General features: G+C 36.4%; 18 protein-coding genes. 13 read left to right on the top strand and 5 right to left on the bottom strand.

The genetic code is table 11. From position 1 onward, the window contains the following. Window positions 1–52: 52 nt before the first annotated feature. Both dnaA and Q0K80_RS05415 read right to left on the bottom strand, forming a co-directional pair. Window positions 53–1,420 carry a chromosomal replication initiator protein DnaA gene (gene dnaA / locus Q0K80_RS05420; RefSeq protein WP_294604152.1) on the bottom strand — a complete coding sequence of 456 codons (1,368 nt, stop codon included), beginning with the start codon at window positions 1,418–1,420 and terminating at the stop codon, window positions 53–55. Between the two features lie 604 nt (window positions 1,421–2,024). Next, complete coding sequence (locus tag Q0K80_RS05415) at window positions 2,025–3,866, bottom strand: FAD-dependent oxidoreductase (protein ID WP_294604151.1); 1,842 nt, start codon at window positions 3,864–3,866, stop codon at window positions 2,025–2,027. A 395-nt stretch (window positions 3,867–4,261) separates the two neighbouring features. Between Q0K80_RS05415 and Q0K80_RS05410 the strand changes: the two genes are divergently transcribed. From Q0K80_RS05410 to spxB, 7 genes are all read left to right on the top strand, one after another. Beyond that, window positions 4,262–4,549 (top strand): hypothetical protein, encoded by a 288-nt coding sequence (locus tag Q0K80_RS05410; protein ID WP_294604149.1) that lies wholly within the window; start codon window positions 4,262–4,264, stop codon window positions 4,547–4,549. Window positions 4,550–4,717: 168 nt separating this feature from the next. Next, the gene (gene rpmH / locus Q0K80_RS05405) at window positions 4,718–4,858 is read left to right on the top strand and encodes a 50S ribosomal protein L34 (RefSeq protein WP_003549412.1); all 141 of its coding nucleotides are present in this window, start codon (window positions 4,718–4,720) and stop codon (window positions 4,856–4,858) included. 52 nt (window positions 4,859–4,910) lie between these two features. Further along, on the top strand, window positions 4,911–5,279 hold the full coding sequence (gene rnpA / locus Q0K80_RS05400; protein ID WP_046325754.1) for a ribonuclease P protein component: 369 nt from the start codon (window positions 4,911–4,913) through the stop codon (window positions 5,277–5,279). A gap of 1 nt (window position 5,280) precedes the next feature. Then, the gene (locus Q0K80_RS05395) at window positions 5,281–6,144 is read left to right on the top strand and encodes a membrane protein insertase YidC (RefSeq protein ID WP_294604003.1); all 864 of its coding nucleotides are present in this window, start codon (window positions 5,281–5,283) and stop codon (window positions 6,142–6,144) included. A 110-nt stretch (window positions 6,145–6,254) separates the two neighbouring features. Further along, complete coding sequence (gene mnmE, locus Q0K80_RS05390) at window positions 6,255–7,640, top strand: tRNA uridine-5-carboxymethylaminomethyl(34) synthesis GTPase MnmE (protein WP_294604000.1); 1,386 nt, start codon at window positions 6,255–6,257, stop codon at window positions 7,638–7,640. Between the two features lie 12 nt (window positions 7,641–7,652). After that, window positions 7,653–9,551 (top strand): tRNA uridine-5-carboxymethylaminomethyl(34) synthesis enzyme MnmG, encoded by a 1,899-nt coding sequence (mnmG, locus tag Q0K80_RS05385; RefSeq protein WP_294603998.1) that lies wholly within the window; start codon window positions 7,653–7,655, stop codon window positions 9,549–9,551. A gap of 275 nt (window positions 9,552–9,826) precedes the next feature. Then, window positions 9,827–11,641 carry a pyruvate oxidase gene (gene spxB, locus Q0K80_RS05380; RefSeq protein WP_294603996.1) on the top strand — a complete coding sequence of 605 codons (1,815 nt, stop codon included), beginning with the start codon at window positions 9,827–9,829 and terminating at the stop codon, window positions 11,639–11,641. A gap of 44 nt (window positions 11,642–11,685) precedes the next feature. On the opposite strand, the gene Q0K80_RS05375 is transcribed toward spxB, so the two are convergent. Then, a complete protein-coding gene (locus Q0K80_RS05375) occupies window positions 11,686–12,366 on the bottom strand; it encodes a GntR family transcriptional regulator (RefSeq protein WP_294603993.1) in 681 nt (226 codons plus the stop codon). A 116-nt stretch (window positions 12,367–12,482) separates the two neighbouring features. Here Q0K80_RS05375 and Q0K80_RS05370 point away from each other — a divergent pair, with 116 nt between their 5' ends. The 6 genes from Q0K80_RS05370 (at window position 12,483) to Q0K80_RS05345 (ending at window position 20,974) form a co-directional block, all read left to right on the top strand. Further along, the gene (locus tag Q0K80_RS05370; RefSeq protein ID WP_294603988.1) at window positions 12,483–13,796 is read left to right on the top strand and encodes a PTS transporter subunit EIIC; all 1,314 of its coding nucleotides are present in this window, start codon (window positions 12,483–12,485) and stop codon (window positions 13,794–13,796) included. 56 nt (window positions 13,797–13,852) lie between these two features. Next, on the top strand, window positions 13,853–15,292 hold the full coding sequence (locus Q0K80_RS05365; RefSeq protein ID WP_294603984.1) for a glycoside hydrolase family 1 protein: 1,440 nt from the start codon (window positions 13,853–13,855) through the stop codon (window positions 15,290–15,292). After that, window positions 15,289–16,356, top strand: a complete 1,068-nt coding sequence (locus Q0K80_RS05360; protein ID WP_294603981.1) for a mannonate dehydratase — start codon at window positions 15,289–15,291, stop codon at window positions 16,354–16,356. The genes Q0K80_RS05365 and Q0K80_RS05360 overlap by 4 nt, the downstream gene beginning before the upstream one ends. Window positions 16,357–16,359: 3 nt before the next feature. Then, window positions 16,360–17,814 carry a gluconokinase gene (locus Q0K80_RS05355; protein ID WP_294603977.1) on the top strand — a complete coding sequence of 485 codons (1,455 nt, stop codon included), beginning with the start codon at window positions 16,360–16,362 and terminating at the stop codon, window positions 17,812–17,814. A 126-nt stretch (window positions 17,815–17,940) separates the two neighbouring features. Next, a complete protein-coding gene (gndA, locus tag Q0K80_RS05350; protein ID WP_294603965.1) occupies window positions 17,941–19,326 on the top strand; it encodes an NADP-dependent phosphogluconate dehydrogenase in 1,386 nt (461 codons plus the stop codon). 91 nt (window positions 19,327–19,417) lie between these two features. Next, the gene (locus Q0K80_RS05345; protein ID WP_294603963.1) at window positions 19,418–20,974 is read left to right on the top strand and encodes a ClC family H(+)/Cl(-) exchange transporter; all 1,557 of its coding nucleotides are present in this window, start codon (window positions 19,418–19,420) and stop codon (window positions 20,972–20,974) included. 352 nt (window positions 20,975–21,326) lie between these two features. Here Q0K80_RS05345 and Q0K80_RS05340 read toward each other — a convergent pair whose 3' ends face one another. Both Q0K80_RS05340 and Q0K80_RS05335 read right to left on the bottom strand, forming a co-directional pair. Beyond that, window positions 21,327–22,019 (bottom strand): GntR family transcriptional regulator, encoded by a 693-nt coding sequence (locus Q0K80_RS05340; protein WP_294603962.1) that lies wholly within the window; start codon window positions 22,017–22,019, stop codon window positions 21,327–21,329. 13 nt (window positions 22,020–22,032) lie between these two features. Then, window positions 22,033–23,355, bottom strand: coding sequence for a PTS sugar transporter subunit IIC (locus Q0K80_RS05335; protein ID WP_294603961.1), 1,323 nt, complete (start codon window positions 23,353–23,355; stop codon window positions 22,033–22,035). Window positions 23,356–23,735: the final 380 nt, after the last annotated feature.

Genomic DNA, 23,735 nt, shown 5'->3' with positions numbered 1-23,735 from the left:
GCGGTTAAAAAGATGTGTACAAGTCCGTTATTTATCCACAGTTGATAACTTTTTAACGGTCAAGCATTTGTTTTAAATCAAAAACAGCAGTTTTGATGTCGGAATTGGTTTTAATTTCACGACTAATTTTTTCGTAAGCATGCATCACTGTTGTGTGATCCTTACCGCCAAACTCCTGTCCAATTTTAGGAAGGCTGGAATCAGTTAATTCACGGGATAAGTACATGGCAATTTGTCTTGGAACGACAATCTGTCTGACCCGCTTTTTTCCTTTTAATTCGTAAGTTGAAGTTTGGAAATAATTGGCAACGACTTCTTGAATTTTAGAAATTTGCAGACCTTGATTTTTTTGGACTAATTTGAGATCAGCCAATGCTTCACGAGCCAGATTGACATTGATATCCTCGTGTTCAATTGTTGCGTGTGCCTGCACTTTCACCAAAGCTCCTTCAAGTTCACGGATATTAGTGTCAACTTGAGAAGCAATATAATCGAGTGTATTATCATCAATTATTAAATTTTCGGCTTCGGCTTTTTTACGTAAGATTGCAATCCTTGTTTCCAGGTCTGGTGGGGTAATTTCTACTTGCAGACCCCAAGTAAATCGTGATACCAGCCTTTCTGACAAATCAGGAATTTCGGTAGGCAGCCGGTCACTTGTCATGACTATTTGTTTTTGGTCATTATAAAGGGTCTCAAAAGTATGGAAGAATTCCTCTTGAATACCTTCTTTTTTAGCAAAAAATTGAATATCATCAACTAGTAATAAGTCGCAGGTTCGATATTTAGCACGAAATTGATCTTGCGTTTTGTTTTTGATTGAATTTATAAAATCATTAACGAAAGTTTCACTTTGGATGTAGACCACCTTGGCATTAGGTCGTTCTGCCAGCATTTGATGGCCGATAGCCTGCATCAAGTGTGTTTTACCTAAACCTACACCGCCAAAAATAAAAAGGGGGTTGTAAAAACTACCTGGACTATCAGCCACTGCCAGTGCTGCACCGGCTGCCAGTTTATTGCCCTCGCCTTGAACAAAATTATCAAAAGTATATTTTTCGTTAAGCTTAAGGTTACGGACAAAGGCATTTTCCATTTGCGGCCGTGAATTCGCGGACATTGTCTCACTTTTTGGTTTAGGTGTTACAATGCGCTCAGTACTTTGATCGCCCTCAATTTGAAAGACGGGCATAACCTCAATATTAGCGTAGCCATATGCAGACTGAATTAATTGTGAAGCCAAATTCTTTTCCCAATATCCTTTAGTTACAGGATTTTGCACGGCAATTTTTAATTCGTGAGTTTCTTTATTATATGAAATTGGTCTGGTATTTTTAAACCAGGCATTATATGCAACTTCATTAAAATGTTCACGCATTTCTGTATTAAAATGCTGCCAAAATTTATTAATGTCAAACAAAATATTTCCCTCCGCTTACGTTACGCAAAACTTATTTTACCATCTAATAAAAATGTTTTCCACAGGTGCACAAAAAGAATTCAGAATTAACAAGTTGTGGATAGTTTTTTAAAAGAAATTCACTTTAAATTAAAAAAATTGGCTACAAATTATCTTATTTACATTATTGTTTGTGGAAATCTTTTACTGAATTAGCAGTATAATGCAAGCTATATTAATCATGTTTTCCACATGTTGTGCATAATTTTATGAACAGGCTGTAGATTGTGGATAAATTTGTGTAAAATGATGTGAATTTACACTTGTGGATAATTTTAGGATATTATTTTTAAACAAATATGACGAAATTTAATCTGGAACTAGTAGTAGAAAAATTCACTTTTGTCTTAACATAAAATAAAAAGTAATTAGCGCTAATACATGACGACGCTTATTGCTTTAAAATCTCTTGCTACTAATAATCAATAACTTATAATTCTTTTGCTTCGAATTGGCTTAATTTTATAGCATAGAAGTTGTTTTTAACTTGAGCACAGAAAAAGCGCCTTACTAAAATAAAATTTAGTAAGAACACTTTTCATGTTTGTCTAAAAAATTAGTTTTTTTAATATTCTGATGAACCAGTTGTTACATCAGTTTCTGCAGGTGTAACATCAACTTCTTCCACTAGACCAGACAGGACTCTGCCGACTCTGCGGCCTGAATGCATTCCTTCGGCTAAGGCAGTACCTGATGATGGGTAATAATTTGCATTCCAGCCACCGGAGTTGCAGCCGATAGCATACAAGTGAGCAATTTTTTGGTCATCATGATCAATTACTTCATAATTAGTAGTTACTTTCAAGCCGCCAATTGCTCCAAAATTGCTGTCCTTATGAGCGTAAGCATAGAATGGGGCATGTAATTCTTGCAGGCCTTCTTTACGGCCAAACTCTTTATCTGCACCATTTGCGGCGTTTTCATTCCAGGTCTCTAGTTGCCGCTTTAAGTTTTCAGCTGGTACATTGATTTTAGCAGCTAATTCTGCGACTGAATCTGCTTTAAACATTTGACCGGAATTAATATCTTTCTCCGTGTCTGCATCAGATTTCCAAGGTGAAAATGGAGCGGAGAAGGTTGATGAGTCGAAAATTTGCCAAGTCGGTTTATCCCAAATTAGTTCTTGTTGGTAAGTGGCACGGGTTAGATAACCATAAGTAGTATCTTCGTTGACGTAACGTTTACCGTTGCCATTTACGTAGAACATTGGCGGTGTCGGCAAATTATCTGCTGCACCTACATTGTTCTTGAAATCAACATCCATAGAGCCGCCCAAGCCTTCAGTTGCAGCGTTAAGTGCTAATCCCATTAAAATGCCGTCACCGGTATCGTATTTAGAATTAGTCAAGGCATGATTTTTAATATCACGATATTGTTGCGGAGCAAATTCTTTAGCTAGTTTTTCATTATAGTCAATACCAGCAGTAGCAAGGACTACACCTTTATTAGCGCGATAATAACTAGTTTTGCCTTTGCAATTAGTTACTACGCCAACAACTGATTTGTCAGTATAGCTGGTGGTTACTAAATTAATTACAGGAGTATCAAAGAAAATCTTTATTCCCAGACGATCAGCTTCTTTTCTGACTGCGTCAATCATTACGCAGCCTGTACCTAAACCGCCACCGTGTTCATAAACGTGAATTCTTTGCGCAAAGTAATCCTTGTTTTCATAAGGAATAACTCTGTGGCCATAAACAGATGTCCATTTTATTCCTAAGCTTGCCAGCCATTCGATGTTATTAGCAGAATCTTCGGCTAATTCTTTTATCATTTGAGGATTTACTCTGCCTTCACCGGCTTGAATTAGCTCTTGAGCATGTAGTTCAGGATTGTCATTTTGATAGCTTGTAAATTCTTTTTGATATTTATCGCCAGATCCTTGAATGACACCAGCGGAATAATTACTGGTACCACCGACCATACCTGTTTTTTCAAAAATAACTACGCTGTTACCATGCTTTTTTGCTTCAATAGCAGCTGATAATCCAGAGATACCTGAACCAACAACAATCACGTCATAAGTATCGTCAAATTGCACTTGAGATTCGATATACTTGTTATTGTTTACTTTGGCATAAACCGGATAGTTAGGTTTTTTACTTGGTTTTACTTTTGGATTAACGGCATCGTCTGCAGTTAATTTTCCTTGGGCAACTTCTAAGGCCTTGTTTACGCCATTAATAACTGCTGAGGTACTTACTGAAGCGGATGTAACAACATCAACATCAGTATTGCCGGCTTTTTCAATTCTATTAATCATTGTTGGTATTGCGTAGGAACCAACCGTATATGGTTGGATACCGTCAACAGCAACTTTGATTATTTTACCGTCCTTTAATGTAACATTACTGGTTAATAAGCTGTGAAAGCCTTGAGCAGCACCTTTAAAAACACCACTTACCATAAAAATCTCCTTTATTATAACAAAATTGTATTAAGCGCTATGGAAAGCGCTTGCTTCCAAAGATAATTTTATCATCAATAAGTAATAGAATAATTAAAAAAGAGTAAAGAATGTGAAGTGCTGTGTAAGCCAAATTGCTTTTAGTATGGTGTCATTGCAGCGGCGTAAAGGCAATCTTAAAATAGTCTCAGAATCGATACCATAACCTAATACTTATTATTTAAAGTAATTTGTGAAAGTCCATACAAAGCTTATAATCAAACTTGATTATAAAGAAAGCACCATTATAATTGAAGGAGTAATGGTATGAAAAAGCTTTTTATTTGATACACTATCAGTGCTGAATTACCTGGTTAATAACAAATAAAAATATTTATTTATTGTGAGGTACCAATATGGATTATCAAGATTATGTTGAGTTGGGGCTAAAAGACGACGGCAATTTAAAGGTGATACTAAAAGGCAGTGTTGAAATCAGTGCACATGCAACAGAAAAGGTGGGAGTTGTTAGTGTAGTCTATATTACGCAGAGTGTTGAACGTGCCAGACAAAAGTTGGAAGAATTGACGGTCAAGCAGTCAGATGGTGATTATTATATGGTTTATTCTTGCCCGCCTGATACCGATTTGCCAGCACTTGGACATTACCCGTCAGTTGAAATTGCTAAGGCTGATTTGTTATAGAAAACTGTAAGAATTTTTCACGGCCAGTTTAAGCCAGGTCACAAATTATTCCTAAATTGGTAATTAATCCTGATGTTTTTTCTCTTTTTACTTGGTTTTTTACTTTAATCATGGTATCCTAGATATTAAATTGTGCAGTCTGCATACAAAAATTGGAGGTGTAGTTTAATGACAACTAAAAGAACTTACCAACCTAAAAAGCGTCACCGTTCAAGAGTTCACGGCTTTATGAAACGGATGAGTACATCAAATGGCCGTAAGGTTTTGGCTAGACGCCGCGCAAAGGGTAGAAAAGTCTTATCTGCTTAAACCACTGAAATCCCAGTGGTTTTTTTAATTTTTAAGAGTGGAATGAAACGTTTTGAGAAAGTCTTATCGTGTTAAAACAGAAAATGATTTTCAGACAGTTTTTAAGTCAGGCAATTCAGTAGCAAATCGTGCTTTTGTGATTTATCAAATGGACAAACCGGAAAACAAGCATTTTCGTGTTGGCATTTCTGTTGGTAAAAAGGTCGGACACACCGCTGTAGTGCGTAATCGCCTCAAACGTTATATTCGCGCTGTTCTTACTGAAAATAAACCTTTAATTAAACCACATATTGATTTTTTAGTCATTGCTAGACCATATGCGCGCGATTTTAAATGGGATGATGTTCATAAGAACCTCTTGCATGCACTCTTTTTAGCCAATATAATTGAAGAGATACCGAATAAAGTTGAGGAAGATTAGAGTGAAAGACATTTTAACTAAAAAGAATGTCAAGCGTCTACTTGTACTGCTGACAGTAGTTGCATTAGCGGTTGTCTTAACAGGATGTGCATCAAACGGCAAGCCAGAACCTGTTTCACATACAAGCGGCAGCTGGTGGAATCGCTGGGTCATTTATTACATGTCCACGTTTTTGCTGTGGCTATCGAAGATGGTAGGCAACAACTATGGTTGGGCAATTATTATCTTTACTATTATAGTACGTCTTATTTTGTATCCGCTTAGTGCTATTCAGATTAAGAGTACTACCAAGATGCAGAAAATTCAGCCGGAAATAGACGCTTTACGTAAAAAGTATCCCGGTAGTGATACAGAATCGCGAACTTTGCTTTCGCAAGAAACAAATAAGCTCTATAAAGAGGCAGGAATTAATCCTTATGCTGGTTGTTTGCCTTTAATTATTCAGTTACCGGTTATGTATGCTCTGTATGGTGCGATTTGGCAAACGCCACAACTGCAAACTGGCCACTTTATGTGGATGGATTTAGGTAAGCCGGATCCATACTTTATTATGCCAATTTTGTCTATGGTCTTGACTTTTATATCAACTTATATCAGTCAATTATCTACGCCAAAAGAATCACAAACCTTGTCAACTAAGATTATGACTTATGGTATGGCAATTATGGTTGGTGTAATGGGTATATATTTCCAGTCAGCTATTGTAGTTTACTGGGTAATTTCCAACCTGTTCCAGGTGGTTCAAACTTTCATTCTGCAAAACCCTATTAAATATCGGCGTGAACAGGAAGAAAGAGAGCGCCAAGAGCGCGAACGTAAGCGTCAATTGCGCAAAACTTATAAACGATTAAAACGTAGAAAATAATTTTAATCTAATCTAAAGTAATGATTTAGTTAAAGTAGTCAAAGTGCTTTATCCATCATGATTATTCATGATGGAATAATGCGCTTTTTTTATTGAAAAAGGAGAAAATCATGGCACAAACTTTAACGGAATTTGATACGATTGCAGCGATTTCAACGCCAATTGGTGAAGGTGGAATTTCTATTGTCCGTATGTCTGGTGAAGAAGCTGTTAAAATTGCCAATCAGGTTTTTAAGGGTGCAAATTTAACTAAGGTACCGACTCATACTATTCATTATGGACATATAGTTGATCCTGAAAATCAACAAGTAGTCGATGAAGTTATGGTATCTGTAATGCTGGCTCCTAAGACTTTTACCAGAGAAGACATTGTTGAAATTAATTGTCATGGTGGCATTGTCGTCACTAATCATATTTTGCAATTATTATTAAAAACCGGTGCGCGCATGGCAGATCCTGGTGAATTTACTAAAAGGGCATTTGTTAACGGCCGCATTGATTTGACTCAGGCGGAAAGTGTGATGGATATTGTGCGCGCTAAAACCGATAAGGCCAGGCAAGTGGCAGAAAATCAGCTGGATGGTGGTCTACTGGAAAAAATTAGAGCAATGAGACAAGAAATTTTGGATACGCTGGCTAACGTTGAAGTCAACATTGATTATCCAGAATATGATGCTGATACTGTCACGGCTAAGCAAATGGCGAGTGTTTCTCGGTCTGTTATTGCTAAAATAGATAAATTGCTTAAGACGGCAGCAGAAGGAACGGCATTGCGCAACGGCTTAGTTACTGCGATTATTGGCCAGCCCAATGTCGGCAAGTCATCTTTACTTAATTATCTGACTAAAAGTGATACGGCTATCGTTACCGATGTTGCCGGTACAACCCGTGATACTTTGGAAGAATATGTTTCTGTTAAAGGTGTACCTTTAGAATTAATTGATACTGCCGGTATCAGGCACACTGATAATAAGGTGGAAAAAATTGGGGTTGAGCGTTCCAAAAAAGCACTGGCAAAGGCTGATTTAGTTTTGCTCTTGTTTGATGCAAGTAAGGAGTTAACTCCTGAAGATTATTCCTTGATTGAAGCTACTGCTGAGAAAAAGCGCATTGTTATTTTAAATAAGACTGACTTGGGACAAAAAATTTCTGCCGCTGAAATAACAAATTTGACCAAGAGTCCGGTTATTGCCATATCAATTTTGCAAAAACAAAATCTTGACCAATTAGAAAAAACAATCAAAGAACTGTTTTTCAAGGGTATTGAGAACTCAAATGACCAGGTTATGGTAACTAATCAAAGACAGGTTGGTTTACTGGAAAAGGCCAAAAAGCAGCTTCAAGACGTTGTTCAGGCATTAAAAGATGAAGTTCCTCTAGACATTGCCCAAATTGATTTCAACGGCGCCTGGGACACTCTAGGCCAAATTACGGGTGAAAGTAGTCCTGATGAGTTAGTTAATGAATTGTTTAGTCAATTTTGTTTGGGAAAATAGGTGTGAAAATTAATGATTAAAAATTATGACTCAAATGATTATGATGTCATTGTTGTTGGTGCAGGTCACGCGGGCAGTGAAGCAGCCTTGGCGAGTGCCAGAATGGGTCAAAAAACGTTACTTTTGACGATTAGCCTTGATATGGTAGCTTTTATGCCGTGTAATCCTTCAGTGGGAGGCCCAGCTAAAGGAACAGTGGTGCGTGAGATTGATGCCTTGGGCGGTCAAATGGGTAAAAATATTGACGCTACCTATATTCAAATGCGGATGCTAAATACAGGTAAAGGGCCAGCTGTACGGGCACTGCGTGCACAAGCCGATAAGTGGCAGTATCACGAACAGATGAAAAAAGTGATTGAGGATACCCCTAATTTGACTTTGAGACAGGCGACAGTTGATGAATTAATTGTTGAAGATGGAGTTTGCAGAGGGTTAATTACCAATACAGGAGCTAGGTATCATGCTAAAAGCGTTGTACTCACAACAGGAACATCAGCTCGCGGACGTATTTTTATTGGCGAATTGAATTACTCATCCGGTCCCAATAACACTATACCGGCAATTAAGCTTTCAGAAAATTTAGAAAAACTGGGATTCAAATTACGCCGTTTTAAAACGGGCACACCGCCACGCGTTAACAGTAATACCATTGACTATTCTAAAACTGAGGAAGAACCTGGCGATAAAATTCCGCGTCATTTTTCTTATGAAACTAAAGATGAAGATTATCTCAAGAATCAGGTTTCATGCTGGATGACATATACAAATAAAACCACGCATAAAATAATTAACCAAAATCTAAACCGTTCACCTATGTTTTCAGGAGAAATCAAGGGTGTAGGACCGCGCTATTGTCCGTCAATTGAAACTAAAGTAGTTCGTTTTGCGGATAAGCCGCGTCATCAGATTTTCTTGGAGCCGGAGGGTAAAAATACTAAAGAAGTTTATGTTGGCGATTTTTCAACTTCAATGCCTGAAGAAATTCAGTTAAAAATGCTGCACTCGGTAGCTGGACTTGAAAATGCGGAACTAATGCGCCCCGGATATGCTATTGAGTATGATGTGATTGATCCTTGGCAGTTAAAGCATACTTTAGAAACCAAAAATATTAAAAACTTGTTTACTGCGGGGCAGATGAACGGAACTTCCGGCTATGAAGAAGCAGCAGGACAGGGACTGATTGCTGGCATTAATGCAGCTTTGCGGGCTGCTGGTCAGTCGGGATTTACTTTAGGCCGCGATGAAGCCTATATCGGCGTTTTAATTGACGATCTAGTTACTAAAGGAACAGAAGAACCATATCGTTTATTGACCTCACGAGCAGAATATCGTTTGATTTTACGTCATGATAATGCTGATCTACGTTTGACGGATTACGGGTTTAAACTTGGGTTAATTTCTGAAGAACGTTACTCTAAGTTCTTAGCAAAGAAAGAACAAATTGCTCAAGCTGCTCAAGCTGTTAAAAAGATCACGGTTCATCCTACTAAAGAGGTCCAGGAGTATCTTGCAAGTATTGGAGAAGAAAAGTTAAAAGCTGGCGTGAAGGCTGATGTTTTCTTAAGAAGACCTAAGGTTAAGGTGACTGATATTGAGCGTTTAACAGAGATGCATATTTCAAATGAGCGCTATGTCAGAGAGCAGATTGAAATTAACGTTAAGTATGCTGGTTACATCAAAAAGGAACAGCAACAAATTAATAAACTGCACCGGCAGGAAGCAAAGAAAATTCCTGTGGACATTGATTACAATGCAATAGAAGGCTTAGCAACAGAAGCACGAGAGAAATTTGCCAAAATCAGACCTGAGACAATAGCACAGGCTGAACGTATTTCAGGAGTCAATCCAGCAGATATGGCCATTTTAAGCGTTTACGTGCAAAATGGTCATTATCAGAAAATTCAACATTAAATTTAGTAAAAATTTAAACTTTATAAAAAATATTTTCTGCGGATTAAATACACCAAAAAATGCACAAATTTGATAGCTATGATCAGATAATCACAAATGGAATTATTGCTGTTATCTAAATGTCATTAGTATAGCGCTTAACTTTGTGAAGATAATATTTTTACAAAGCGCTTACATGTTGTGCTAATAACTAATTTTGCTTACTTGAAATTGTGAAATTATATGTTTTAATACAATATGTAAGTAAACATGTATTTAAGGAGATGCACTTTAAAATGGCAAAAATTAATGGCGCAAATGCCATGCTCCAAGTTTTGTTGGACTGGCATATTGATCATATTTATGGTTTCCCGGGTGGCTCATTTGACTCAACAATGAACGCTATCCACGACTTCAAGGGTAAGTTGAAGTATATTGAGGTTCGGCATGAAGAGGCCGGTGCTTTGGCTGCTTCAGCTGAATATAAATATACTGGCAAGGTCGGCGTATGCTTCGGTTCAGCTGGCCCTGGTGCTGTTCACTTGATGAACGGCTTGTACGATGCAAAATACGACAAAGTTCCTATGGTAGCTATTGTAGCTAACGTTCCAACTGGTCGTCAGGATATGGACTTCTTCCAAGCCTTTGACGAGAAGCCTTGGTTTGATCCGGTTGCTGTTTGGAACCACCAAATTAAGCGTGCAGAGCAAATTCCTTCAATGATGGATGAAGCAATTCGTCAAGCTTATGCTAAGAAGGGTCCAGCTGTCTTAATTCTTCCTAAGGATTTTGGTTGGGACAAGATTGATGACAATTACCGTGTAAATTACAATGCAATGCAGGCTGTTCCAAACTATGCAGCTCCTAAGAAAGATGAAGTTGAAGCAGCTGTTAAGCTTCTTGAAGAAGCAAAGAACCCAGTTGTTTACTTTGGTCTAGGTATGAAGGGTCATGGCGATGTCTTAGAAAAATTCGCTGAAAAATTCAAGACACCATTGATGTCCTCAGTTATGGCTAAAGGTGTTGTTGAAGATAAATGCCCAGCTTACATGGGTTCAATTGGTCGTGTTGCACCTAAGCCAAGTGATGATATCCAAACTCATGCTGATGCAGTTATCTGGGTTGGTAATGACTCACCATTCTCATTATTCTTCTTTGATCCTAAGGCTAAAGTTGTCCAAATTGATGTTGACTCAGAAAAATTAGGCAAGCGTCACGCTGTTGATGTTCCAATTTTGGCTGATGGTGCTAAGACTTTACAAGCTATTATTGACGCAGGTCAAGCTCGTGAAGAATCACCACTTTACAAGGCTGCTATTGCTGACCGTCAAAACTGGGAAGAATGGGAACACAGCTTTGATGATTCAGACGAAATGCCAATTCGCCGTGAGCCAATCTTTGACATCATCAACAAATACGCTGATGATGATGCACAATTTGCTATTGATGTTGGTAACATTAACATTGACTTCCAACGCTTAGTAAACTTGCATGATGAACAAACTTGGGCAACTTCAGGCTTGTACGCAACTATGGGCTTTGGTTCACCAGCTGCACTTGCTGCAGCAACTGCTCACCCAGAGCGTGAAGTTTGGAACCTAAGTGGTGACGGTGGCTTTGCCATGATGAACCAAGAATTGTTGACTCAAGCTCGTTACAATATGCACATTATGAATGTTGTCTTCACTAATGATACTTTAGGCTACATTGAAGCTGAACAAGTTGATGAATCACACCAACCATTATCAGGTGTTATTCTGCCAAACAACGACTGGGCTAAGGTTGCTGAAGGTATGAATGTAAAAGGTGTAACTGTACGTACTAAGAAAGAATTCGAAGACGCAGTTAAAGAATTCAAGGAAATGGATGGACCAATGTTAGTTGACGTTAAGTTCACTCATGATATGCCTTACTCAACTGAATTGAATACTCTTGATGACCCAGAATTTGTTAAGAAGTATCAAGCTGAAGGCTTGAAACCATTTAGTTACTTTGCTAATAAGTATGGCTTAGTAGAAGATGCTGCTTCAGGTGCTTCAGAAGCTGAAGAAGAACCTGAGCCAGAGCCAGAACCAGAACCTGATACAACTTCAGGTGCTTCTGCTCACTAATTAAGTGTAAAACCTTAAAAAGAACGTCCAATAGGGCGTTCTTTTTATTTGGTCAAATTTGTAAAATAATCAGGATAAGCACTAATAAGCTCATCTTCTTCTTTAAACATCATACTAAGATGTTTTTCAATTTCATGAGTACCTAAAGGAATATCTTTATTGATAACTGCATTAAAAATTGATTCATGTTGCTCAATTATAGTAGACCAATGTAGATCTTCAACTGATAAACGTAAATATCTAAATCTTTCTAGCTGAATATTTAGAGTTTGCATCCAATTCCAAATGTCTTCTTTGTCAACGGCAGTATAAAAAGATTTATGAAATTCATTATCAAAATGAAAAAAATTTCTTTTATCTTGCTGATTCTCTTTTGCTTTAGCGAAATCCAATATTTTGGCTAGCTTATTTTTAAGATCGTCATCGTCTTTATTAATTGCCATTGCGACTATTTTCTTTTCAATAAGTTTCCTAACAAACATTGCATCTTCAGCTTGCTTTAGATCTATTTTAGAGATATAAGTTCCACTCTGGGGTATAACTTTAACTAAATTTTGATCTTTAAACTTAATTAGTGCTTCACGAATGGGCGTTCTGCCAATACCTAAAGTATCAATAACCTTATTTAAAGTTATTTTTTCTCCCGGCTTTAATTCCAGTGTAACTATCATTTCTTTTAATTTATCATATGCGATTGTTTGCATGTTTCTGATATCTGGCAACATAGTTTTCTCCTTAAAGCATATATATTAGTATACAACTTCTATTGACTTTTACGAAAGCTGCATACTATAATGAAAGCGTAGTCAAATATACTAATATATTAGTTGGAGGGAGTAAAATGAAAAAAGGACAAAAATTTGTCTCAGCAATGAATAAATTTGCTGCTGTCATAAATGGCAACAAATATATATCATCCATAAAAGCTGCATTCTATTCATTGATTCCGATTATTATTACTGGGGCGTTTGCAACTTTATTTTCCAGTATGGTCTTTGATGATAAACAAGGCTTGGCTCAAATCAAAGGATTACACTGGCTGGTTAATTTGCAACCCATTGCAAATGGTATAAATTATGCCACATTAAGTTTCTTTACCATTTATGCTGTATTCATTATCGGTATTGAAATGGGTAAGAAAAACAATTTAAAGGGTTATTTCCCTGGGATCATTGCTTTAATGAGCTATGTTTCAATTAACCCCAGTGTTTATGATTTTATTACGGCTAAGAAACAGACTATTCAGGTAACGGATGTTTTTGCTAAACAGTATACTGATACAAAGGGATTGTTTTTAGGAATGTTAATTGCAATCCTTTCTGTGCAACTTTATGCTTGGTTGAGTAGGCAAAAAGCACTGCAATTAAAAATGCCGGATAGTGTACCTTCCAATGTTTCCAGAAGCTTTTCTGCTTTATTCCCAACAATGATTACAGTAGCTATAATTTCTGCTGTTGGAGTAATAATTACCCTAATCACACATATGTCTTTGTTTGATATTATTTACAGTTTGGTACAAAAGCCATTGCAAAATGTGGTTCAGGGACTGCCAGGGATCCTACTGTTAATGCTAGTGGCACAATTATTCTGGATAATAGGTATTCATGGTAATCAAATGATTAAACCGATTCGTGAACCGCTATTAATTGCCGCGATTGCAGCTAATACAGAAGCACATGCGGCTGGCAAACCATTGCCTAATATTATTACTATGCCATTTTGGGATATGTATATGAGCATGGGTGGCTCAGGTGTCACAATTGGTTTATTGATAGCCATATTTTTAGTCACAAAGAAAAGGGCTGATATTAAAGCTATTGCGAAATTGTCATTAGCACCTGGTATTTTTAATATTAATGAACCAGTTATCTTTGGCTTGCCGATTGTACTAAATCCTATCCTTGCTATTCCATTTATTGTTACTCCATTAGTAACTGGTACAATTGGCTATTTCGCAACGGCAACGGGCTTTGCTGCTAGAGCATATGTTTATACTCCATGGCCAACACCACCATTAATTAGCGGATTTTTGGCGACTGGTGGTAGTTGGGGTGCAGTGATTACCCAAGCTATATGTATCGTTGTTGCAGTTTTAATTTACTTACCATTTGTTAAAATCTCTGAAACCCAAAAACCTTCAGTAGAAGAAAATTAATTTGTTGAAAGGTTGAATAATTATTCAGCCTTTTTTGTATTAAAGGAGTATATAAAATGAAAATACCTAAAACCTTTAATTTAGGCGCCGCCTCGTCTGCTTGGCAAACAGAAGGATGGAGTGGAAAAAAAGATGGCCAAGACTCTTACCTTGATGATTGGTTTAAAAACGAATACTTCGTTTGGCATGATGGCCAAGGGCCAGATGTAGCAACTGATTTTATGAATCGCTATCAAGAAGATATCGATTTAATGAAAAAAATCGGCTTAAATTCATACAGAACTTCAATTAATTGGTCAAGGTTCTTTACAGATTATGACAATCTTATTGTTGATGAAGAATATGCTAAACATATTGACGATGTAATAAATACTTTAATAACAGCTAACGTGAGACCGATGATAGCTATTGAGCACTATGATGTTCCCCAATATTTACAGAATAAGTACGGTGGCTGGAATTCACGAAAAGTCGTAGATCTATATGTAAAATATGCCAAGATTTTGTTTGAGCGATATGGTGATCGGGTAAAAGACTGGTTTACTTTCAACGAGCCGATAGTACCCCAAACTAGGATTTATTTAGATGCTGTGAGATACCCACATATAGTTGATCCCCAGCAATGGATGCAGTGGAATTATCATAAGGTGCTTGCTACGGCTAAAACAGTAGCAATTTATCATCAAATGAACCAAGGTGGCAAGATCGGTGTTATTCATAATTGGGAATTTGTATACCCAAGATCAAAGACATATGATCCAGATGTTTTAGCAGCACACAGGTTTGATTTGTTTAATAACAGAATTTTTGTAGATCCATTAATTAAGGGCAGTTATTCTCAAGAATTAATAGCACTTTTAAAAGAAAATAATATTATGTTTAGATATCATTCAGAGGATCAGCAACTCATTGAAAATAATACTATTGACTATATTGGCTTAAATCTATATAAACCAGCCAGAGTCAAACAGCGTGAATACGAGTGGAATAATAAATCACCGTTTAGCATTAAAAAATATTACAGTGATTTCGATCTACCAGGTAGAAAATATAACGCTTCTCGTGGATGGGAAGTCTATCCTCCGATGATGTACGATCTTGCAATGATCATGAAAACGGATTACCACAATTTTCCATGGTTTATTAGTGAAAATGGAATGGGGATAGAAAATGAGCAAAAATATAAAAACTCTGATGGGGTAATTCAAGATGACTATAGAATTAATTACATCCAGGAAAATCTTTATTGGCTAGTAAAAGCAGTTAATGAAGGTGCAAACTGTCAAGGATATATGTTGTGGGCATTTACAGATAATGTATCGCCTATGAATGCGTTTAAAAACAGGTATGGCTTAGTAGAAATTGACTTGGAAAATAATCTAAAAAGAAGAATGAAAAAGTCGGGGTATTGGTATGCTGATCTTATTTCAAAGAGGACGTTGCCTGATGATAGTGCATATTCGTATAAATCAAACATTGAGGAGAATAAAAAATGAAATTAAGCTTTAGATGGTTTGGTACAAATGCTGATTCAATAAGCCTAAAGCAAATACGACAAATTCCAGGAGTTCATCAAGTGGTTGCCACGCTTTATGATATTCCTGTTGGAGAAGTCTGGCCTCTATCCCAAATTTTAAATTTAAAAAAAGAAATAATTGCTGCGGGATTAAAAATGGATGTGATTGAGTCAGTTAATGTACACGAAGATATAAAACTGGGATTACCTTCAAGAGCAAAATATATCAAGAATTATCAAGAAACAATTCGTAATCTGGCAAAAGCTGGTGTTAAAGTTATTTGCTATAATTTTATGCCAATATTTGACTGGACAAGGACCACTTTAGATTATAAACTGCCAGATGGATCCACCGCTTTAGCTTTTCAAAGAGAATTAGTTCAAGAAAATCCACAAGAACTGATTAAAAAAGTGGAGTCCAATAATAACGGCTTTGTGATGCCAGGATGGGAGCCAGAAAGGCTGGCAAAAATAAAAGAATTATTTTCTGCATATGCTGGCAAAACAAGCTCTGACTTGGCAAATAATCTGAAGTATTTTTTGCAGCAAATTATTCCGGTGTGTGAAGAAGTAGGAATAAAAATGGCAATTCATCCAGATGATCCTGCTCAAGATATTTTTGGTTTACCTAGAATTTGTAAAAGCGAAAAGGATTTGGAGCGAATTGTTTCAATGGTCGATAGTCCGGCGAATGCTTTAACTATTTGTTGTGGCAGTTTGGCTTCTAATCCTCAGAATAACGTACCACATATTTTAGAAAAATTTGTTAGAAAAAATAGAGTTGCTTTTGTTCATGCTCGCAATATTAAGTTTACTTCTAAGTACGATTTTCATGAAACATCTCATTTATCAGAAGATGGTGACTTAGATATGTATGAGTTGATGAAAATATTAGTTGATAATAATTTTACCGGCTACATCAGGCCAGATCATGGGCGAGTAATCTGGGATGAGAAAGCTATGCCAGGTTACGGCTTATTTGACCGAGCATTAGCTGAAGAATATTTATATGGATTAATAGAAGGGATCAAGAAGAGTAAGTAACAAATGTCCATTGTAATAGGTGTAGATATTGGGACAACAAGTACAAAAACCATCGCTTTTGATGAACTGGGTCATATAATTTATCAAACTAGCTATGATTATCCATTGATTACTGAAGAAACAGGTCAGGCGGAGGAAAGACCTCAGGATATTTTAAGAGCAGTGCAGTTAGGCTTAACAGAGGTACAAAGTAAAATTGATATTGTTGAACTTAAAGGTATAGGCTTTTCCTCTGCTATGCATACTTTAATATTAATTGACAAAAATAATCATCCTCTGACTAATGTCTATACTTGGGCAGATAATAGAGCAACGGATACATTTAAAAAAGATATTATTAAAGATGACTTGTTTGACCTGACAAAAAATACCGGTGCACCATTACATCCCATGCTCCCTTTAGGTAAATTGTTATGGCTTAAAGAAAAGAATAAAAAGGTATGGGAGAAGACTGCTTTTATTGTTGATATTAAAAGCTATATTTTGTATCAGTTTTCTAAGCACTACTATGTTGACTTTGCAACTGCGAATGCTTCAGGGCTGTTTAATGCCTATACCAAAAATTGGGATGATAATATCCTGCAATATTTGAATATAAAAAAGGAACAGCTCCCTCAGTTAGTAGACACAACTTTTCAAGTGCCAAATTTTGAAAGTAGCATCAAAGTACCCCTTGTAATTGGCGGTTCTGATGGGACTCTGGCAAATTTAAGCAATCCGCAAATTGATGAACGATTTTATACCGTCAGCTGTGGGACTTCTGCGGCCGTCAGAACTAATATTGATAGATTGAAACTATGTCAAAATCGTAAATTATTTACATATTATCAGTACCATAATAATTGGGTGGTTGGTGCACCCACTAATAATGCTGGCGATGTATGGCAGTGGCTAAAAGATAAGATTTTCAATTTAGCTACTTTTGAGGAACTAAATGATTTAGCCGAAAAAAGCCTTGTGGGTGCTAAAGGGCTATTCTTTGTGCCTTATATTTTTGGTGAACGTGCACCAATTTGGAATCCAGATGCTTCTGGCGGCTTTATGGGATTAACTGCAATTAATACAAATAAAGATCTAGCCAGAGCAGTATTGGAAGGGGAACTTTATAATATAAATTTGATCATAAAGGAACTCAATCAATTTAATGAACAAAAGCCTGATGCCCTGGTATTAGTCGGAGGGATGGCTAAAAACCAATTCTTTGATCAGTTATTGGCAGACATAACGGGGTACAAAGTTTATGTGCCTGAATCAGTTGAAGCATCCGCTTTAGGAGCTGCCATTTTGGCGATGATAAGCTTAAAAATAATTGCTTCACCACTAATGATTCAAAAAGAATTGAAAATAGCAAAAGTTTTTCACGTTAATTCCCATAATCATGGCATTTATGTGGCCTTAGAAAAGAAGTGGAACAAAGTAAGGCAATTGATGACAGAAGAATGGTTAGCGGTTGAATGACCATTAAATTTACAGTTTTTGGTAAAAGATGATATTAGGTCTGGTAAATGAAGCAAGTTGTGCGCAAACACGCTAAAACAGGTATACTAGTAATTAAGAAAAAAATTAAATGATGGAGGACTATAAATGCAACAGTTCGGTGTTATAGGCTTATCAGTAATGGGTAAGAACCTTGCTTTGAATGTGAGAAATAACGGCTTTTCCGTTTCCGGTTTTTCAATTGATAAGCCGGAAGTAGATGCTTTTGCTAAATATGAAGATGATAAATTAAAGCCAACATATTCTTGGGAAGAATTTGTTAATTCTTTAGAGAAGCCACGAAAGATTTTAATTCAAATTGCGGCTGGTAAACCGGTAGATGAAACTTTACAAAGACTACTGCCACTACTAGATAAAGGCGACATTCTGCTTGATGGTGGTAATTCGAACTTTCATGACACTAATCGGCGCTATCATGAAATGGAACAACACGGTATTCATTTTATTGGTATGGGTGTTTCTGGCGGAGAAGAGGGTGCTTTAAAAGGTCCCGCATTGATGCCAGGTGGTGATGAAGATGCTTATAAAAAGGTTGCACCTATATTAGAAGCAATTGCAGCTAAGAACTCTGAAGGCCATCCATGCGTTAGTTTCATAGGACCTGAAGGCAGTGGCCACTACGTCAAGATGGTCCATAATGGTATCGAATACGGTATTATGCAGGAATTTTCCGAAGTTTACGATATTTTGCGTAAGGTTGCGGGCAAAACAAATGATGAGATGTCAGCCATTTTTGCCCACTGGAATAAAGGATTGGTTCAAGCCTATTTAAGTGAAATTACTGCTGAAGTGCTAAAACAAAAGGATAATTTAACTCCCGACCATGTAATTGATCATATTTTAAACGTTGCTTCTTATAAAGGTACTGGTAACTGGATGCTTGAAGATGGTGTACATCTGGGTGCTCCAATCAGCGTTATTGCAGAAGCTGTAATTAGTCGTTTTATGTCTAAAGCGACTACGCGCGAGGGTAAAGAAATAAAATGGAGTGGTGATGTACCAGCAGATTTGATTGATAATCTTGGCCAAGCTTTACAACTAAGCCAAGCTGTAGCTTATGCTCAAGGATTTCAACAACTGAAAATGGCTGCGGATGCCTATAACTGGGACTTGCGCTATCCAGCAATTGCTCAATCGTGGGAAGCAGGTTGTATCATTCGCTCATCAATGTTAAAAGACATTGAAAAGGCATTTTCTGAAGGTAAGAAACTTGATAACATGTTCCAAGATCCATATTTCAAGGACTTAATGAATAAGAATATCGCTGCTTTGCGTGCAGTAATTGAACTCGCCACTAGAGCAGGTATTCCTACTCCGACATTGAGCGCATCACTGAATTACTTGGAATCAATTTTTAATCCAAGTCTGCCGGCAAACTTAATTCAAGGACAACGTGATTACTTTGGGGCTCATACTTACTTTAGAAATGACCGTGAAGGCGTTTATCACACTGAGTGGTATGAGGAAAAATAAGTTGTTACACGTGTAACACTAAAAACCAGTTAAAGTTAAAACTTAACTGGTTTTTTAGTAGTGCTAATTATATTGAAAAAATAGAGGTATTATGAGGGATAAAAAAGTACAAATAAAGCTGTTGTTGGAAGCAATGCTAGTAGGTCTTGCAAGTGGGATAGTAGTAGGCTTTTTTCGCTTTGGTATTCAAAAAATGACAGAATTGTGGCTTAGACTGTTTCACGTGGCACATCAAAATGCATTCTGGTTTATTCCAATCATTTTGGGACTCATTTTAGTTAGCTTAATTGCTGGTTATTTTGTTAAGCAATATCCTCACGTTGGCGGCTCTGGTATACCGGAAGTAAAACTACAGCTGGAAGGAAATTTAACTCTACAGTGGTGGCCCACATTATGGCGCAAAGTTATTGGTGGCATTTTAGTTATCAGTACAGGCTTATTTTTAGGGCCTGAGGGGCCTTCTTTGCAGATCGGTTCAACTATCGGTCAAGGTGTTGGAGAAGGTACTAAAGAGTCAAAAACGAATGCTAGAGTACTACTAGCTACTGGAGCGGCTAGCGGTTTAGCTGCAGCCTTTGGTGCGCCATTAAGTGGTGCATTATTTGTGCTTGAAGAAGTATTTCATAACTTTTCGCCACGGGTGTGGCTAAATGCACTTGCAGGTGCGCTAGTGTCAGATTTTGTGGTTTCAAATATATTTGGTCAAAAGCCATCACTATCTCTTGTTTATCGTCATACTTTTCCCGTTAGGTTGTACGGTTATTTGCTCATTCTGGGCTTAATTTTGGGTTTACTAGGTCATTTTTATAAAACTGGCTTATTTAAAGTGAAAAAATTATATGCGAAAATTACTTTTTTACCAAGTTGGTTATACGGACTAATACCTCTTACTTTATTAATACCAATTGCTTATTTTTACCCCTTAATTACTGGTCCGGGCAGCCGCTTAATTTTAGCGTTACCGCAAATTATTAAACAAAGTAGTTGGAAAATAGTAGGCTTACTCTTATTTTTCTTTGTTGTTAGAATTGTGTTTTCTATTATCTCTTACGATTCAGGACTACCAAGTGGTATTTTCTTACCGATATTGACAATGGGTGCAGTAATTGGTGCCAGCTACGGTCTTATTTTGGTGCAATTACATTTATTGCCAGCAAAATTGGTAATCAATCTGGTTATTTTCGCAATGGCTGGCTATTTCGCCGCCGTAATTAGGGCTCCTTTTACTGCCATCATACTTATTACGGAAATGGTTGGGTCTTTGCTTCATTTAATGCCGCTGGCTGTGGTAGCTTTTGTTGCACTGCTGGTTGATGAACTGCTCAATGGTGATCCCATTTACGGTACGCTTACTCGCGCAATGTCTGTAAAAAATAAAAAACATTCATCGGTAGTTTCCGGCAAAACTGACCAGCTAACTGTGCCCATTTATGAAGACAGCCAGCTTGCAGGAAAAGAAATCATGCAGATCAAGTGGCCTAAGCATACTTTAGTTAAAGCAATATATCGTGATGGTAAGTATGTAGTTCCTAACGGTCAATCGATAATTAAAGCTGGTGATTCTCTGGTTTTAACTCTTGATGCAGGCCGTCGTGGTCAGGTATTTAGTCAAATCAAGCAAATGCAAAGAGTCCGATATGATGGCTAGCATATTGTTTTAACTGTATTCTATAATATTTATAATTTAAAAAAGCTAATAAATCAGAGCCTATTCTGACCTATTAGCTTTTTATATTATGTTTTTGTTTAACTTGTTTTTTTAAAATTTAGGAGCAGTTTCGAATGACCAAATTAGGTAAATGAAGAAAAAATGGTAAATTCATCCCATTTTTGTATTGTACCTATTAATGAGTTAAAATTCTGCATTTTTCCATATCTTGGCTGAATTGACTTGTTATCTGCTATCTCATGGTCGTTGACAATATCTGGAGGTTATAAATAGGATTTAACCAGATAACAACAACTTCCAACTTTTTTAAATATGGTAACTATCTTTAAGATTACAAATAGAATTTTGAATTTTGATAATTAAAAATATTTTGTGAGTAGTCAAATATAGTGCCACTAGTAGAATAAAAGATTTCGTCAACAATTAGGCCAAAACTATTAGTTTCTAGGTCGAGTTCAGAAGTTTCTTGATCTGTTAGTTTGCGAATGTAAAAGTATTTATCAGAAAAACCAACATGAATTTTATACGCTTGTGCTAAAAAGTTAAAAATTGATCCCTCAATAATAGACTGATTCAAAAAAGGTACGAGTTGGGAATTGTAATAAGAAGTTTCAATACACAAGATTTTTTTATGTAACATTTTTTTCCTGTGTACCTTGTATACTTTAGTATTAGTTGTGCATTTTAATTTCTGAGCTAAGTCTAAGTTTGGTGTGATTAGCTCTAAAGAAGCGTTAGCATTTTCTACTTGCTCGTTCATGAGTTCATTAATCCAGCCATGATTAGTTTTGCTGAAATTAATATAATCATCTTTTGGTAGCTTTCTTACATATATTCCGCTACCTTGAATTTGATAAATTAATCCTTCGCTTTCTAATTCTGACAATGCTTTTAACAGTGTTGTTTTACTTGCTTTAAATTGGATACCTAACTCATTTAAACTTGGTAGTTTGTCGCCTTGTTTTAAATGATTGTTTTTTATTATCTTAACAAGACTTTTAGCAATTTGTTCATACTTTAGCATAATTTTCCTTGACTTATTTTCCTACTTTGGCTTTTTCTTGGGCAATTAAGATTTTGTCATAATTTTTGGCAAATGGATAGTATATAAAGAAACTCATTACTAACATTAAAAGTTGCCATAGTGCAGTTTTCCATCCGCCAACTATTAATCCAGAAAGCACTGCTGGAGTTGTCCAAGGCACATAAACTCCATTAAATGGTGGGATGATACCTAAAGCAATTGCAGCATAAGTTGCACTACCTGAAAGAAAAGGTGTTAAGACAAACGGCACTAACATTAATGGATTTAAAACGATTGGAAGACCAAAAAGAATTGGTTCGTTAATATTAAAAATAGCAGGTACTATTTCCAACTTACCTAAAGTTTTCATTTGAACTGATTTAGCATTTAAACACATAAATACAACTAATCCAATTGTCATTCCGGCTCCAGTAACGGTTAAGCATTGATCCATAAAAGATTGCGTTATAATGTGTGCACCATTAGCTAAAGTAAGCTTTCCTGCTTTATATAATGCTGAATTATCAGCATTATTAGACATTAAAAGTGGGGTCATAATGCCACCAACAATAGTTGAGCCATGAACACCAAAGAACCATAAGAAAACCGGTAAAATAGAAATAATTAACATTCCACCAATGCCATCAGTTGCATGTTGTAGTGGAATTTGGATTACTTTATAAATCCACTCTGCCAATGTGGTATGAAAACCAAGACTAAAGATTCCGCAAACAATTGCAGCAATAGTAATAATTGCGGCAGCTGGCACTAAAGCAGTAAAAGAAGCAGCAACGTTAGCTGGAACCTGTTCTGGCATTTTAATAACTAACTGATGTTTCATAAACCATGAATAAAGCCAACCAACAAATAAGCCAACTATTAGGGCTATTACCATTCCCTTGCCACCTAACCAATTTTTATCTATTAAGTTAGTTGCTTGCCAAGAAGTTGATGTCCTACTAGGATTTGCAATATTAGTGACGGTTTTTATTGTGTCAGGCTGCAATATAATATCGACAGTAACAGCCAAGAGTCCTGCTGGTGCAGCATCAAAGCCAGCATCCTTAACCCAGCAGTATGCAATTCCGAAAACAGCAAAAAGTGCCATAATTCCAAATGAGGCATTACTTGCTTGCATTAAAACAGGACCGATACCAATTTTGTTTAAATAATCTTGAACAGATTGTATAGGGAACTGTCCTAAAATTAAAAAAATAGCACCAACAATTATAAATGGAATAGGATAGATCATTCCATCTTTAATTGCTTTAATTGGGCGAGTATTAACAAATTTCATTATTTTAGGCAAGACTTTGTCGTTCATGAAACTTTTCATTGTAATTACACCTTTCTTAAATTATGTAAGCACCTTATAATATTGTGCATGTACAGTTTAATACTGCACTTACAATTTTGGAAGGGCTTTTATAAATAAGAGAATAAAAAGTAATTTTGATAAAGAATAATGTGAGTTTTAGTTTTATAAAAATCGATAATCTTTATTTTTTAAAAATAAAATATTACCAAAGCTAAAATAGCAATGAAGTAAACACAAAAAGTACGATTGTTTGTGCAGTACTTTTTCTGATTAAAAACAATGTGATTGATAAAAAGGCCAAAAGTAAGAAGCTAAATGTAAAAAGTCACAAAAATACCCCAAATTTGAAGTGCAACTAAAAAGTTAGACATTTTATTATTAAGCAAGACCTAACGCAC

This window comes from uncultured Lactobacillus sp. (assembly GCF_945290125.1).
Classification (GTDB): Bacteria; Bacillota; Bacilli; order Lactobacillales; family Lactobacillaceae; genus Lactobacillus; species Lactobacillus rizhaonensis.
The sequence above is the reverse complement of the archived record's forward strand: the minus strand, read 5'-3'. Positions and strand labels throughout refer to the sequence as shown.

Coding starts and splice junctions, on each gene's coding strand:
- Q0K80_RS05375 (WP_294603993.1), bottom strand. CDS start 12,366: ATGTTGCCAGATATCAGAAACATGCAAACAATCGCATATGATAAATTA.
- Q0K80_RS05340 (WP_294603962.1), bottom strand. CDS start 22,019: ATGCTAAAGTATGAACAAATTGCTAAAAGTCTTGTTAAGATAATAAAA.
- Q0K80_RS05410 (WP_294604149.1), top strand. CDS start 4,262: ATGGATTATCAAGATTATGTTGAGTTGGGGCTAAAAGACGACGGCAAT.
- Q0K80_RS05360 (WP_294603981.1), top strand. CDS start 15,289: ATGAAATTAAGCTTTAGATGGTTTGGTACAAATGCTGATTCAATAAGC.
- Q0K80_RS05355 (WP_294603977.1), top strand. CDS start 16,360: ATGTCCATTGTAATAGGTGTAGATATTGGGACAACAAGTACAAAAACC.
- mnmG (WP_294603998.1), top strand. CDS start 7,653: ATGATTAAAAATTATGACTCAAATGATTATGATGTCATTGTTGTTGGT.
- Q0K80_RS05415 (WP_294604151.1), bottom strand. CDS start 3,866: ATGGTAAGTGGTGTTTTTAAAGGTGCTGCTCAAGGCTTTCACAGCTTA.
- mnmE (WP_294604000.1), top strand. CDS start 6,255: ATGGCACAAACTTTAACGGAATTTGATACGATTGCAGCGATTTCAACG.
- Q0K80_RS05370 (WP_294603988.1), top strand. CDS start 12,483: ATGAAAAAAGGACAAAAATTTGTCTCAGCAATGAATAAATTTGCTGCT.
- Q0K80_RS05345 (WP_294603963.1), top strand. CDS start 19,418: ATGAGGGATAAAAAAGTACAAATAAAGCTGTTGTTGGAAGCAATGCTA.
- rpmH (WP_003549412.1), top strand. CDS start 4,718: ATGACAACTAAAAGAACTTACCAACCTAAAAAGCGTCACCGTTCAAGA.
- Q0K80_RS05365 (WP_294603984.1), top strand. CDS start 13,853: ATGAAAATACCTAAAACCTTTAATTTAGGCGCCGCCTCGTCTGCTTGG.
- gndA (WP_294603965.1), top strand. CDS start 17,941: ATGCAACAGTTCGGTGTTATAGGCTTATCAGTAATGGGTAAGAACCTT.
- spxB (WP_294603996.1), top strand. CDS start 9,827: ATGGCAAAAATTAATGGCGCAAATGCCATGCTCCAAGTTTTGTTGGAC.
- Q0K80_RS05335 (WP_294603961.1), bottom strand. CDS start 23,355: ATGAAAAGTTTCATGAACGACAAAGTCTTGCCTAAAATAATGAAATTT.